Below are 13677 nucleotides of genomic sequence, written 5' to 3' on the forward strand. Positions count from 1 at the left end.
TCTCACCTACTGGCATCCGACAACTCCTCGAGCGATTCGTGCAGCAGCGACGTCAGCACATGCACGTCGGGCATGGCATCGCGGTCCGCATTCAAACCGTAGTAGATCTTTCCGTCGTACGACGTCAGCGCGACACTCAGGGCCTGATTCTTGAGCAACGGCGAGACCGGATACATCCCGAGCAGTCGTGCCCCTCCCAGATACAGCGGATACTGCGGCCCCGGAGCGTTGGTGATCATGAGATTGAACACGCGCTGCGAGAAACCCGACGCGGCGCGCACTCCGACCGCGTGCATGGTCGCCGGCGCGAACCCGGACAGCCGGATCATGGACTGCGCCGCGACCCGCCTGCGCTCCCGCGCGTACGCCTCCCCGGCGTGGGCGATGTGCGACAGCCGCACGACGGCGTTCGGCTCCCCGACCGGGAGGTCGACGAGGAACGACGACACCTCGCCTTGAGGATGCACCGTGGTCGTCCCGTCCGTACCCTCGCCGCCGGCGTCACGCACGTAGACCGACATGGGAACCATCGAGCGGACGACGGTGGCCTCGGTCAGCGGCTCGCCGCGGGAAAGCAGCCAGTACCGCAGTGCCCCGGCGATGACGGCGAGCACCACGTCGTTGACCGTGCAGCCGTATCGGGAACGAATCTTCCGGTACGGCTCGAGGTCGGACTCCACGACAGCGAAACGCCTGCTGCGGGAAATCGACGCGTTCAGCGGCGATTCGGGGGCGGACTGCGCCGCGGTGCGGGCGATACGGCTCACCGCGTCCACGGTTTCGGTGAGCGTGGACGCAAGGTTGCCCACCGCCGACCGCACCGCGGCCACGCCTTCACCGGGCCGCGCGACCAGTTCGGCGAGTGCTCCGACGAGCAACGCCGATTCCGACGGTTCCTGCTCCGGCATCCACAACTCTTCCGGCACCTCGCGCGGAATCGCGTCCCGGTCGAACAGCACCTGGCCGATCTCGAGCGACTGCTCGGCGTCGACCAGCGCCGAATGAGACTTGGTGAACACTGCGCAGCGGTCGCCGGCAAGCCCCTCGACGACGTACATCTCCCACAGCGGGCGGGTCCGGTCGAGGGGTCTCGAGATCAGCCGGGCGACGAGGTCGTGCAACTGATCGTCGGTGCCCGGACGCGGGACCGCGGATCTGCGGACGTGGTACGTGATGTCGAAGTCCCGGTCGTCGATCCACACCGGCCGGGAGAGCCCGAAGGCCACCTCACGCACTTTCTGGCGGTAACGCGGAACCTCCGCGAGCCGCTGCTCGACCAACTCGAGCACCCGGTCGTAGTGAACTCCCCCGTCGGGCGGCTCGAGAATCGCCAGCGAGCCGATGTGCATCGGCGTGTTGCTCGTCTCCAGGTAGTAGTACGACGCGTCCTGCGCCGTCATCCGACTCGTCATTGCCGAACGTCCCCCTCACTTCCGGGTTGCCCGGATCGTCCTGCGGCGATGCCGAAGAGAACAGCCAATTCGGCCATCACGGTGTGGGGACCATCATGGTGGACGCCGACCATCCCCGCAGCCACGGCGCCCCGCACGTTGCCCGCCAGGTCGTCGACGAAGACGCATTCGGAAGGTGCGAGCCCGAGGCGTTCGGCGACGAGCCGGAAGCTCTCGGCATCGGGCTTGGCGACCCCCACATCCCCCGACAGCACCACCTCGTCGACGAAGGTCCCGGCGAGATCCCGCAACCATTGCGCGTGCGGGCCACCGGGATCGTTGCTCAGGATCGCGGTGCGCACCCCGCGGCGGCGCAACTCGGCGACGACCGCCGCGAGTGCCTCGGGGTCCGTATCCGGGCCGGCGAGCACGCCACCGAAGTCGAGCACCAGTCCACGCAGCACGGCCTCACCCTAGATGTTTCGCCGTCATCGCGAAGGGATCATGCCTACGGTGGCGTCACGGCCCCTCACCCCGACCGAAATGTTCACCGGCGTCCACGACAACCAGCAGAGCGTATTCGTGGACGGCTGACGCAAAGTGCACATCGCACCCGGCCGCGTCGCGGTGGCGACATCACCCGGGTCGGCCGCGAGATGTACGGCGAGCGCGGACCCGCCGGATATGTCACGATATCGGCGGTCCGTCCTCTCCCGGACCTCATCGCGCCGCACAGGCGCGATCCCTGCACCGGCCGCCGAGCCGGCGCCGTCCACGCCCGGGAGACATGACATGACGGATCTGCACACCGGCCGCTACGTACGCCGCATCCCTCGCTTCGAGCCGCCACCACAGGAATCGCAGCCTCCCGGGCAGTGCGTCCGGTGCCGGCCCCACGCCGCGCCGCGCGCCACGCCGCACGACGGGCGATCCGGCCGTCCCGCCGGTTCGGCTCGCGCCCCGGTCGCGCACGCCGACGCAGTACCTCGGGTCGATGCCACCGCGCACAGGTTCGCGGATGTGGCCCTGCGGCTGATCCTCGAGGTCGTCGACGGGCGACGCGCCGTCACCCAGCTCGCGGCGGTACTCGAACCGACGCTCGTCGATGCGGTCTCGGCGTCGCGCACCTCCCCGACCGGGGTTGCGGGAGCCGCGGTGCTGCTCCGGACGCGGGTGCACGCGGTCGACGCGGACACCGCGGAGGTGTTCGGCACCTACGCCCGGGGCGACCGCGTGTACGCGCTGGCGGGACGGATCGCGCGCCGGACGCCGAAGCCGAAGTCGCCTCACCCCTGGACGATCACGACCCTGTGGCTCGGATGAGCCACAGGGTCGTGAAGGAGTTCACCGACGGTCAGTGCCGGCGGCCGGACTTCGCGTCGCGTCGCGCGGCCGCACGACGTTCCTTGCGGGTACCGGCATGCGCGGCCGGTGCGGCGCCGTCGCCACCACTGCGACGTGCGACGTGCGCACGACCGTCCTCGGCGGGGCCGCTGTAGGTGAGACGACGTTCGCCCTCGTCCAGACCCTGTGCGCGCAGCACGGCGGGAGCGGGCGCGGGCGCCGGCTGGGCGGGTGCCCGAGCCGGAATGGGCTGCCCGACCGGGGGTGCCGTCCGGGACGCAGCGGCAGCGGACGCCGGTGTCACCGACACCCCGTTGCCCGCGGCAGCCTGCGGCTGCGCCGCTTCGACCTTGAGGTTGAACAGGAAGCCGACCGACTCTTCCTTGAGGCCCTCGAGCATGGCGGTGAACATGTCGAAGCCCTCGCGCTGGTACTCGACGAGCGGGTCGCGCTGCGCCATCGCGCGCAGGCCGATGCCTTCCTTCAGGTAGTCCATCTCGTAGAGGTGCTCACGCCACTTGCGGTCCAGGACCGAGAGCAGGACCCGCCGCTCGAGTTCGCGCATCGCGTTCTCCCCGGCCAGCGCCTGGAGTTCCGCCTCCCGGCGCGCGTACGCGGCACGGGCGTCGTCGAGAAGCGCCTCACGCAGGTCGTTGCGGTCGAGATCCTCGTTCTCCGCGAGCAGCGTCTTGTAGTCGATGCCGACGGGGTAGAGAGTCTTGAGCGCGGTCCACAACTGCTCGAGATCCCAGTCCTCGACGTAACCGTCGGCGGTGGCGCCGTCGACGTAGGCCGAGACCACGTCGGTGAGCATGTGCTGCACCTGGCCCTCGAGATCCTCGCCACGAAGGATGCGGCGACGCTCCTCGTAGATGACGGTGCGCTGCTGGTTCATCACCTCGTCGTACTTGAGGACGTTCTTGCGGATCTCGTAGTTCTGCTGCTCGACCTGGGTCTGCGCGCTCTTGATGGCCTTGGAGACCATCTTCGCCTCGATCGGGACGTCGTCGGGCAGGTTGAGCCGGGTCATGATCGACTCCAGCGCAGCGCCGTTGAAGCGTCGCATCAGCTCGTCGCCGAGCGAGAGGTAGAAGCGCGACTCCCCCGGGTCACCCTGACGGCCGGAGCGGCCACGCAGCTGATTGTCGATACGGCGCGACTCGTGACGCTCGGTGCCGAGCACATACAAGCCGCCGGCCTCGCGCACCCGGTCCGCGTCTTCCTTGACCTGCCGCTGCACCGCGGGAAGGGTCTCGTCCCACGCGGCCTCGTATTCCTCCGAGGTCTCGACCGGATCGAGTCCCCGCTTGCGCAGCAGGGTGTCGGTGATGATGTCGGGGTTGCCGCCGAGCACGACGTCGGTACCACGACCGGCCATGTTCGTCGCGACGGTGACCGCGCCGGTCCGCCCGGCCTCCGCGATGATCTGCGCTTCCTGCTCGTGGAACTTCGCATTGAGGACGTTGTGGGGAACGCCGCGCTTGGTGAACTGCTTCGACAGGTACTCCGAACGTTCGACGCTCGTGGTACCGATCAGGACCGGCTGGCCCTTCTCGTGGCGCTCGACCACGTCGTCGACGACGGCGGCGAACTTCGCTTCTTCCGTCTTGTAGATCAGGTCGCCCTGGTCCACCCGGACCATCGGACGGTTCGTCGGGATCGGGATGACGCCCAGGTCGTAGATCTGGTGCAGCTCGGCAGCCTCGGTCTCGGCGGTACCGGTCATGCCCGAAAGCTTGTCGTAGAGCCGGAAGTAGTTCTGCAGCGTGATCGTGGCGAGCGTCTGGTTCTCGGCCTTGATCTCGACGTGTTCCTTGGCCTCGATCGACTGGTGCATGCCCTCGTTGTAGCGGCGTCCCGACAGCACGCGGCCCGTGAACTCGTCGACGATGACGACCTCGCCGTTGCGGACGATGTAGTCCTTGTCCTTGGCGTAGAGCTCCTTGGCCTTGATGGCGTTGTTCAGGTAGCTCACGAGCGGCGAATTCGCCGCTTCGTACAGGTTGTCGATACCGAGCTGATCCTCGACGAATTCGACACCGGCCTCGTGCACACCGACCGTGCGCTTACGGATGTCGACCTCGTAGTGGACGTCTTTCTCGAGCAGCGGCGCGATGCGCGCGAACTCGGCGTACCACTTGCTCGACGCGTCGGCGGGGCCCGAGATGATGAGCGGGGTGCGCGCTTCGTCGATGAGGATCGAGTCGACCTCGTCGACGATCGCGTAGTTGTGGCCGCGCTGGACGAGGTCGTCGAGCGAGTGCGTCATGTTGTCGCGCAGGTAGTCGAAGCCGAACTCGTTGTTCGTGCCGTACGTGATGTCGGCGTTGTAGGCCGCACGGCGCTGCGCCGGAGTCATGCCGGACAGGATCACGTCGGTTTCGAGTCCGAGGAACCGGTGCACACGGCCCATCCACTCGGAGTCGCGCTTGGCGAGGTAGTCGTTGACGGTGACGACATGGACGCCGTCTCCCGAGATGGCGTTGAGGTATGCCGGCAACACGCAGGTCAGGGTCTTGCCCTCACCGGTCTTCATCTCGGCGATGTTGCCGAAGTGCAGGGCGGCGCCACCCATGATCTGAACGCCGTAGTGCTTCTGACCGAGGACGCGGAACGACGCCTCCCGGGCGGTCGCGAAGGCCTCGGGAAGCAACTCGTCGAGCGATTCCCCATCCTGGTAGCGGTGACGGAACTCGTCCGTCTTGGCCCGCAGTTCGGCGTCGGTCAGGGCTTCGAACTCCGGGGAGAGGGATTCGACATGCTCGGCGATCTGCTTGAGCCGCTTGACCATGCGACCTTCACCGATCCGGAGCAGCTTCGTCAGCGACAGCACTGGTGTGTTCGTCCTCAATCTCGGGTACCTGCACGGACAAGAAATCCGGCCGAGGCCTTGCGGACCCCGGCCGGATTCCATGGTAGGCGTTCTCCCGGAGTTACTGCGACGGCGTCACGCCGCAGCTGCTCCGGGCACTGCTCAGACGAGCTTGATGAGACCGTAGTCGAAAGCGTGGCGCCGATACACCACGGACGGCTTGTCGGTCTCCTTGTCGTGGAACAGATAGAAGTCGTGACCGACGAGTTCCATCTCGTAGAGGGCGTCGTCGACCGTCATCGGCTCGGCCTTGTGCTCCTTGACGCGGACGATCCTGCCGGGACCTTCGGGTTCCTGCTCCTGGCCGTCGAGCGGCAGATCCGGCGAGATCGCGAGTTCGTCGTCCTGCGCCAGCGCCGCGGTGGCTTCCGCGACGGAGACGGGGGTCTTCTCGCCGTACGACACCTTCCGGCGTTCCTTCGTCCGCCTCAGCCGGGATTCGAGCTTGGCGATCACCGATTCGAATGCCGCGTAGAAACTGTCGCCGGAAGCTTCCGCGCGAACGACCGGTCCCTTGCCTCGCGCCGTGATCTCGACTCGCTGGGCGCTCTTCCTCTGTCGGCGGTTGCGCTCGTGCTGCAACTCGACATCGAAGTGGAAAATCGTCGGATCGAATCGTTCGATTCGAGCAATTTTCTCGGACACGTAGATCCGGAAGTGATCCGGCACCTCTACGTTGCGGCCTTTCACGACGATCTCGGCCTGGGGGCCTTCCGTGGTGGCGTCTGCCTCGGCAACGGAAGCCTGGGTCTTCGAAGGGGTCGTCACAAGTACCTCCCGAGTACGGCCGGTGCCAACTGCGCACCGGCATGTTCGATGAGCGCGATAGCGCCCGCCCGGAACCGGAAGAATGGGCGTTACACCCTTCTACCTGTTCGTTTCCAGGTCTGAGGGCAACGGTAGTCGGTCTGCCGGACGCATGCCATCGTTGCGGTCCAATTCACTTTTTGGACACCCGCCGTTACCACAGCGGCCTCATGCGTGTGCTGTAACGAGCATTCCGACGGGGTCGAAACCGCCCCGGCGCAACACCCGCACGGACTCCGCAGCGGTGGCTCCCGTGGTGACGATGTCGTCCACCACGAGCACCTGCCGCGTCCGCGGAACACCTCCCTCCTCAAGCCGGATCCGGCCGGCGAGGTTGCGGCGGCGCTCGGCGGCGGACAAACCCACCGAGTCCCGTACGCCCCGGGCCGAGACGAGGAGCGGATGCACGAACAGATGCGGGTCGTGGCTCGCCGCAACCTGCGCCGCGCGCGAGACAGGGTCGCCCCCGCGCGCTCGGGCGGCCCGCGCACGAGTGGGAGCCGGTACGACGGTCGTCGGCCCCGGGGGCAGTTCACCCCACCGGCGCAGGCGTGACACCGCCACCGCCCAGGCGAGTCCGAGGGGGTCGGCGAGATCCCGGCGGCCGCGCTCTTTCGCGGCGACCACCGCGCGCCTCCGAGGACCGGCGTACGGGCCCAGACTCCACACCGGTACTCCCGGGTCGCCCCGAAGCGGGACCAGCGCCGGTGGATCGTTCAGCACCCGCGCACACGCGCGACACCATGCGGTCCCGCTCGCACCGCACCCACCGCACGCAAGGGGCAGCACGAGGTCGAAGAGGGACGACAGCATTCCGGCAGTGTGACGTCCACCACCGACAGGTTCGAGGGGCTGTGTCAGCCCGGCAACACCGGGATCGCAGTCAGCCCGGCAAGCCCCGGGACCTCGCGCCAATAGCGGTCGTCGGCGGGATCGCGGTTGTTGAGCTGGAATACCGCACGCGAGTCCGCGACGAATTCGGCGGTGGTGGACGCCTCGACGGCGATGACGGGCGGCGTCAGGTTCCGGCTGGGCAGCGCGTCCGTCCGGGACCCGTCGACCGCGATCTGCACGACCGGCATGTCGGACGCCGCCCGCGAGACCACGACGGTATCGGGGGTACTCCAGTCGAGCGAGAGCGCCGGCCCTCCGAGGCCGAACCCGATCTCGCGGGGGTTGGTGAGGGAGAATTCGCCGTTCGGCGTCTGCACGACCGTCGCGACATATACGCGTCCGTCGATGATGAGCGCGGCTCGTACCCCGTCCCGCGACAGCCGGAGTTCGGTGATCCGTCCGCCTACCGCCCGGAGGGCGCCCGCCTCGACGCCCACGACGGTGACGCGGCCGGTGCCCGGCTCCCGCACGGCTCTCACCACCGCCATTCCGTTGACCACCGCCCAGACGGAGGTGTCGTCCGGCGACCAGGTCGGGCGCGTGATCGAATTACCGTCGACCGCCGGTTCGGCGACGTCGTCGCCGTACGCGCCGACGATCAGCTGCGTGGCGGGCTCGGGTGCGACGCCCCCGGTCTCCGCGACCGCTGCCACGAGTTCGCCGTCGCGCGAGAGCGCAATCGATTCCAGGTTGGCGGCGGAGCCGAAGAACCCGGGAACCGGGGTGACACCTGTCTCGGCCACCCCCACCAGGCCACCGCGCAGGAGCGCGTGCAGACCGATGGTGGCACTCGAGGTGGCCAGGGGGTTCATGGACGCGACATCGGCGGTCGTCCACCCGTTGGGGAACCGTTCGTCGAGTGGCTGGTGATCCGCCAGCAACACGTACGGACCCGAGATGTCGGCGTTGGCGAGCGTCCAGACCACCTGCGCGGCGAGCAGTTCCCGGTCTTCCTTGCTCATCGCCCCGATGCCCTGGAAGTCGACGCGGATGCCACCGAGCCCGACACCGACCTGCCCGGTGCGCCCGTCGGCCTTGGTGACGGCACCGACCACAGTGACGTCCTCGAGCAGGTTCCGCACGGCAGGTTCCAACGATGCCTTCGGCCCCTCGACGAGCAGGCCGATCAGCTGGGAGGCGGTCTGTTCCGGACTGCCGGTGATCCACCGCGGGTCGGGAACGACCGTCTCGCCCGCCGGTTCGACGAAGTACAGCGAACGTCGCTGATAGCTGTTGAGGAAGCGTGGCCGATCCATGATGACCCCGTCGGGCATCGCGTCGATCCGCCACTCACCGTCGGTCCGCACGAGCGTGAACTTCGCTTCGAATTCGCCGCCGGCCGCCCGGTAGACGCCGCCTTCTTCCAGGTAGCCGACGATGTTCGCGCGGACGACGTACGTCGCCCGGTCACTGTTGCGGTTCTCGACGAGAACGTCGACCTTGTCCACGATCGTCGCACTCGCCGCGTCGTCCCAGCGTCCGGACATCTCCGGGGTGAGGAATTGCCGGGCCGCGACGTGCCGGTTCGTGGGTTCGGTGCTGGCCTGCAGGAAATCGCGGAGCAACAGATCCGGTTCGCGGCCGGGGACGGGTGCGCTGACCTCGGTGGTCGCGGGTGCGGGATCGATGGTGCCGATGGCCTGCGGAGACGACGAGTCGGGCAGGGTCGCGCACCCGGAGACGACCAGCGCCGCCACGCACATCACCACGGTGAGCGCGGTACGGATCCGTGCGGCGCGGGTCATGTCGGCGCTCCTTCCGAGGGTGACGGCGTCGAGTTGTCCACCCCACCGGCACCGTCGGCCGAGACCTCCGCGGAGGAACCACCGGCCGGTTCGTGTCCGGGAGACTGCGGCGGTTTGCCCTGCACCGCGTGGACGGCGCCCGGCACCAGGGGGACGGGGCTGCGTCCGACCTTCCGGCCGCGTTCGCGCGGCAACGTCAGCCGGAAGCTCGCGCCCCGGCCCGGTTCGCCCCACGCCTCGAGTTTTCCGTTGTGCAGGTTGGCGTCTTCGACGCTGATCGCGAGGCCGAGACCGGTACCACCGGAACGGCGCACCCGCGACGGGTCGGATCGCCAGAAGCGGTTGAACACCAGCTTCTCCTCACCCGGACGCAGGCCGATGCCCTGGTCGCGGACGACGAACGCCACCGCGTTGTCGTCGGCCCGCAGGCGGAGCAGAATCGGTTTTCCTTCACCGTGGTCGATCGCGTTGGCGAGAAGATTCCGCAGGATCCGTTCGACTCGACGTGGATCGACGTCGGCCTCGACGGGTTCGGAAGGCATGTCGACGATCAACTCCGTCGACGTTTCGCGGGCGAGGTGGCGCACCGTGGACACCGCGGCCCGGGCGCACATGCGGACGTCGAGCCGTTCGGAGGCGAGCTCGGCGACACCCGCGTCGTGGCGGCTGATCTCGAGGAGGTCGCCCAGCAAGCCCTCGAACCGGTCGAGTTCGGCGACGAGGAGTTCGGACGCGCGTTTGAGCGAGGGATCCAGCTCGTCGCTGCCGTCGTGGATCAGATCGGCGGCCATCCGCACCGTGGTGAGCGGGGTACGAAGCTCGTGGCTCACGTCGGACGTGAACCGCTTCTGCAGGTTGCCGTACTCCTCGAGCTGGGTGATCTGCCGCGACAGGCTCTCGGCCATCTCGTTGAACGACATGGCGAGTCGCGCCATGTCGTCCTCGCCCCGCACCGGCATGCGTTCCTTGAGGCGGCCGTCGGCGAACCGCACCGCGATGCGGGAGGCGGAGCGGATCGGCAGCACCACCTGGCGGGCGACGATCATCGAGATCGCGGCGAGCAGCACGAGCAGGACACCCGCGCCGACCACCAGCGTGCCCCGAACGAGCGCGAGGGTGCGTTCCTCACCGCCGAGGGGGAACACCAGATACAGCTCGAGCGTCGAGATGGCCGAGTCGGTGGGGCTGCCGATGATCAGTACCGGGCCGGTATAGCCGTTGGGGTTCGAGACTGTGGCGAATTGGTATGCGACCTGCCCGTTCTGGACGAAGGCGCGCAGATTCTGCGGGATCTGCTCGGCCGGCCCGCTCGCGGTGGGCGCGCGCGGACCGTCGCCCGGAACGATGAGAACCGGGTCGAACGTGCCGGCGACGCCGGTGTCCTGACCGCCGTCGCTACCGCGGCTGGTCAGGGTCGCGGCGGCGCCGTCGAGCCGGACCGCCAGCGAGCCGGAGTCGTCGGCTCCGGCGAGCTGTCCTTCGACCAGCGCGCGGGAGCGGTCCATCTCCTCGGTCGCGGCGTCGATCTTGACTTCCAGAAGCCGGTCGGTGATCTGGCTGATGAGCACCACGCCGAGCACGAGCATCACGATCAGCGACAGCGTGAGGGTCGAGACGACCACACGTAGCTGGAGCGATCGTCGCCAGGTGTGCGCGAGCCTGCTGCTCATGGCCCGCGACCACCTTACGAGCGGCAGCGTTCTCCGTGCGATCCGCCGCCGCAGAGGTTGACCACGGATCACGGCGGTCCGGCCTTGTAGCCGACCCCCCGCACCGTGAGCACCGCTTCCGGGTTCTCGGGATCCTTCTCGACCTTCGCCCGCAGGCGCTGGACGTGAACGTTCACCAGACGGGTGTCGGCTGCGTGCCGGTAACCCCAGACCTGTTCCAGGAGCACCTCACGGGTGAACACCTGACGCGGCTTGCGCGCGAGCGCCACCAGCAGGTCGAACTCCAGCGGGGTGAGCGAGATCAGTTCGTCGCCGCGGGTGACCTTGTGTGCCGGAACATCGATGGTGATATCGCCGATCGAGAGTACTTCGGCGGGTTCCTGCTCGGTGCGGCGCAACCGGGCGCGCACGCGCGCCACCAGTTCCTTCGGCTTGAAGGGCTTCACCATGTAGTCGTCGGCGCCCGACTCGAGTCCGAGAACCACATCGACGGTGTCGGACTTGGCAGTGAGCATCACGATGGGCACGCCGGAATCGGCGCGGAGCACGCGGCAGACGTCGATGCCGTTCATGCCCGGAAGCATGAGATCGAGCAGGACGAGGTCCGGGCGGATTTCGCGCACGGCACCGAGCGCCTGCGTCCCGTCGCCCACCACGAACGGCTCGAATCCTTCGCCGCGCAGCACGATTGTGAGCATTTCGGCGAGTGCTGCATCGTCGTCGACTACCAGAATCCTCGGCTTCATAAGCTCTATCGTGTCACCCCTTCACCTTCGTGAAGCAGATTTGAGATGCGAACGGCGAGTTGTTGCGTATCGGTCTCGGCGCCCGCCACGATCCACCGTGACATCCAGTGCCGCTGCGCCAAGCCGTCGTACACCTCTCCGGTCCGGTACTGGAGGTCGCCGTCGCGTTCATACGCGTCGCGTTCCCGCGCGGCGTCCGACTCCGCGCGACTCCTGGCCCGTTCTGCGGCGAGCGCGACAGGGACACGCAGCAGCACTTGCAGATCGGGCACGGGAAGCGCGAAGCGTTCGTATTCGAGGTTCCGGATCCACTCGACCGACGGCCCTGCGGCATCCTCGTGGCGCCGGGCCGCGGTGTACGCCGCGTTGGACGCGACATAGCGGTCGAGAAGCACGATGTCGTTGGCAGCGAGGAGTTTCCGCAGTTCGTCGGCGGCGTCGCGCCGATCGAGTGCCCACAGCAACGCCATCGCTTCGACACTCGACGCGGTGTCGCCGTGCTGTCCCCGCAGCGCCTCGGCGCCCAGATCGGCGTGGATCGATCGGCCGTAGCGGGGAAACGCCAGTGTGGCCACGCGCGCCCCCGCGGCGCGCCACGCCTCGACGAGGCCGGCGGACAATGTCCGCTTTCCGGCCCCGTCGAGACCTTCGACGACAATCAGACCACCCATAACGCTGCGCTTCTCGCCGCCGATCTCGGAATCAGTAGCGGTAGTGCTCGGGCTTGTACGGGCCCTCGACGTCCACGCCGATGTACTCGGCCTGCTCCTTGGTCAGCTTCGTCAGCTTGCCGCCGAGCGCCTCGACGTGGATCTTGGCGACCTTCTCGTCGAGGTGCTTGGGCAGGCGGTAGACCTCGTTGTCGTACTCGTCCGGCTTCGTCCACAGTTCGATCTGCGCGATGACCTGGTTCGCGAACGAGTTGCTCATCACGAACGACGGGTGACCGGTCGCATTGCCGAGATTGAGCAGACGTCCCTCGGACAGCACGATGATCGAATGTCCGTCGGCGAAGGTGAACTCGTCGACCTGCGGCTTGATGTTGATCCGCGTGACGTCGGCGGACCGCTCGAGGCCGGCCATGTCGATCTCGTTGTCGAAGTGACCGATGTTGCCGAGGATCGCCTGGTGCTTCATCGCCTTCATGTGCTCGAAGGTGATGATGTCCTTGTTGCCCGTCGAGGTGATGACGATGTCGGCCTGGCCGATGAAGTCTTCGACCGTCACGACGTCGTAGCCGTCCATGAGGGCCTGCAGCGCGTTGATCGGATCGATCTCGGTGATCGACACACGTGCGCCCTGGCCGCGCAGCGCCTCGGCGCAGCCCTTGCCCACGTCGCCGTAACCGCACACCAGAGCGGTCTTGCCGCCGATGAGCACGTCGGTGCCGCGGTTGATGCCGTCGAGCAGCGAGTGCCGGGTGCCGTACTTGTTGTCGAACTTGCTCTTGGTGACCGAGTCGTTGACGTTGATCGCCGGGAACGTCAGTTCGCCGGCGGCCGCGAGCTGGTAGAGGCGCAGCACACCGGTGGTGGTCTCCTCGGTGACGCCCTGCACCGACGCGGCGATCGCCGACCACTTGCCGGCGTCGGCCTCGAGCGAGTTGCGCAGCAACTGCAGGAACACCTTGTACTCGGCGGAATCGTGCTCTTCGTCGACGGGCGGGACCACACCGGCCTTCTCGAACTGCGCGCCCTTGAGCACGAGCATCGTGGCATCGCCACCGTCGTCGAGAATCATGTTGGCGGGTTCACCGGGCCAGGTGAGCATCTGCTCGGCCGCCCACCAGTACTCCTCGAGGGACTCGCCCTTCCATGCGAACACCGGCACACCCTTGGGTTCTTCGGGCGTGCCGTGCGGGCCCACGACGATCGCGGCCGCAGCGTGGTCCTGGGTGGAGAAGATGTTGCACGAGGCCCATCGGACCTGTGCGCCCAGCGACACGAGGGTCTCGATCAGTACCGCGGTCTGCACGGTCATATGCAGCGAGCCCGAGATCCGTGCGCCCTTCAGCGGCTGCACCTCGGCGTATTCGCGACGCAGCGACATCAGTCCCGGCATCTCGTGTTCGGCCAGGCGGATCTCCTTGCGCCCGAATTCGGCGAGGGACAGATCGGCGACCTTGAAATCGAGACCGTTGATCCGGTCGGCGACGAGCGTGGTGTCAGACACGTGCAAATGCCTCTTCCTGTCGGCAGACAATTCTTC

General features: G+C 67.6%; 11 protein-coding genes. 1 reads left to right on the forward strand and 10 read right to left on the reverse strand.

What is annotated here, in order from left to right; genetic code table 11:
• Positions 1–2: 2 nt before the first annotated feature.
• Positions 3–1412 (reverse strand): wax ester/triacylglycerol synthase family O-acyltransferase, encoded by a 1410-nt coding sequence (locus tag ACFWBU_RS04395; protein ID WP_378527618.1) that lies wholly within the window; start codon positions 1410–1412, stop codon positions 3–5.
• Positions 1409–1852: an HAD family phosphatase gene (locus ACFWBU_RS04400; protein ID WP_169619997.1), complete on the reverse strand. Its 444-nt coding sequence runs from the start codon at positions 1850–1852 to the stop codon at positions 1409–1411. The genes ACFWBU_RS04395 and ACFWBU_RS04400 overlap by 4 nt, the downstream gene beginning before the upstream one ends.
• 331 nt (positions 1853–2183) lie before the next feature.
• On the opposite strand from ACFWBU_RS04400, the gene ACFWBU_RS04405 reads away from it, so the two are divergent.
• A complete protein-coding gene (locus ACFWBU_RS04405) occupies positions 2184–2714 on the forward strand; it encodes an Rv3235 family protein (protein WP_378527619.1) in 531 nt (176 codons plus the stop codon).
• Between the two features lie 31 nt (positions 2715–2745).
• On the opposite strand, the gene secA is transcribed toward ACFWBU_RS04405, so the two are convergent.
• The 8 genes from secA to ahcY form a co-directional block, all read right to left on the reverse strand.
• Positions 2746–5526, reverse strand: a complete 2781-nt coding sequence (gene secA / locus ACFWBU_RS04410) for a preprotein translocase subunit SecA (RefSeq protein ID WP_378527691.1) — start codon at positions 5524–5526, stop codon at positions 2746–2748.
• 183 nt (positions 5527–5709) lie between these two features.
• Positions 5710–6375: a ribosome hibernation-promoting factor, HPF/YfiA family gene (gene hpf, locus ACFWBU_RS04415; protein WP_169619793.1), complete on the reverse strand. Its 666-nt coding sequence runs from the start codon at positions 6373–6375 to the stop codon at positions 5710–5712.
• A gap of 207 nt (positions 6376–6582) precedes the next feature.
• Positions 6583–7227 carry a ComF family protein gene (locus ACFWBU_RS04420; RefSeq protein ID WP_378527620.1) on the reverse strand — a complete coding sequence of 215 codons (645 nt, stop codon included), beginning with the start codon at positions 7225–7227 and terminating at the stop codon, positions 6583–6585.
• 44 nt (positions 7228–7271) lie between these two features.
• Positions 7272–9053, reverse strand: a complete 1782-nt coding sequence (gene lpqB / locus ACFWBU_RS04425) for an MtrAB system accessory lipoprotein LpqB (RefSeq protein ID WP_169619795.1) — start codon at positions 9051–9053, stop codon at positions 7272–7274.
• Entirely contained in the window at positions 9050–10723 is a 1674-nt protein-coding gene (gene mtrB / locus ACFWBU_RS04430) for an MtrAB system histidine kinase MtrB (protein WP_240951962.1), read from the reverse strand. The genes lpqB and mtrB overlap by 4 nt, the downstream gene beginning before the upstream one ends.
• 68 nt (positions 10724–10791) lie before the next feature.
• Entirely contained in the window at positions 10792–11469 is a 678-nt protein-coding gene (gene mtrA / locus ACFWBU_RS04435; RefSeq protein ID WP_072699446.1) for an MtrAB system response regulator MtrA, read from the reverse strand.
• 5 nt (positions 11470–11474) lie between these two features.
• The gene (locus ACFWBU_RS04440) at positions 11475–12140 is read right to left on the reverse strand and encodes a dTMP kinase (RefSeq protein ID WP_169651682.1); all 666 of its coding nucleotides are present in this window, start codon (positions 12138–12140) and stop codon (positions 11475–11477) included.
• A 31-nt stretch (positions 12141–12171) separates the two neighbouring features.
• Positions 12172–13641: an adenosylhomocysteinase gene (ahcY, locus tag ACFWBU_RS04445; protein WP_169619798.1), complete on the reverse strand. Its 1470-nt coding sequence runs from the start codon at positions 13639–13641 to the stop codon at positions 12172–12174.
• Positions 13642–13677: the final 36 nt, after the last annotated feature.

Origin of the sequence: Rhodococcus sp. NPDC060084, assembly GCF_042730335.1 — a bacterium.
Classification (GTDB): domain Bacteria; phylum Actinomycetota; class Actinomycetes; order Mycobacteriales; family Mycobacteriaceae; genus Rhodococcus.

Excerpts from the sequence above, each read along its gene's own strand:
- ACFWBU_RS04395 (WP_378527618.1), bottom strand. The coding sequence starts at position 1,412 with ATGACGAGTCGGATGACGGCGCAGGACGCGTCGTACTACTACCTGGAG.
- ACFWBU_RS04405 (WP_378527619.1), top strand. The coding sequence starts at position 2,184 with ATGACGGATCTGCACACCGGCCGCTACGTACGCCGCATCCCTCGCTTC.
- secA (WP_378527691.1), bottom strand. The coding sequence starts at position 5,526 with ATGGTCAAGCGGCTCAAGCAGATCGCCGAGCATGTCGAATCCCTCTCC.
- ACFWBU_RS04420 (WP_378527620.1), bottom strand. The coding sequence starts at position 7,227 with ATGCTGTCGTCCCTCTTCGACCTCGTGCTGCCCCTTGCGTGCGGTGGG.
- lpqB (WP_169619795.1), bottom strand. The coding sequence starts at position 9,053 with ATGACCCGCGCCGCACGGATCCGTACCGCGCTCACCGTGGTGATGTGC.
- mtrB (WP_240951962.1), bottom strand. The coding sequence starts at position 10,723 with ATGAGCAGCAGGCTCGCGCACACCTGGCGACGATCGCTCCAGCTACGT.
- mtrA (WP_072699446.1), bottom strand. The coding sequence starts at position 11,469 with ATGAAGCCGAGGATTCTGGTAGTCGACGACGATGCAGCACTCGCCGAA.
- ACFWBU_RS04440 (WP_169651682.1), bottom strand. The coding sequence starts at position 12,140 with ATGGGTGGTCTGATTGTCGTCGAAGGTCTCGACGGGGCCGGAAAGCGG.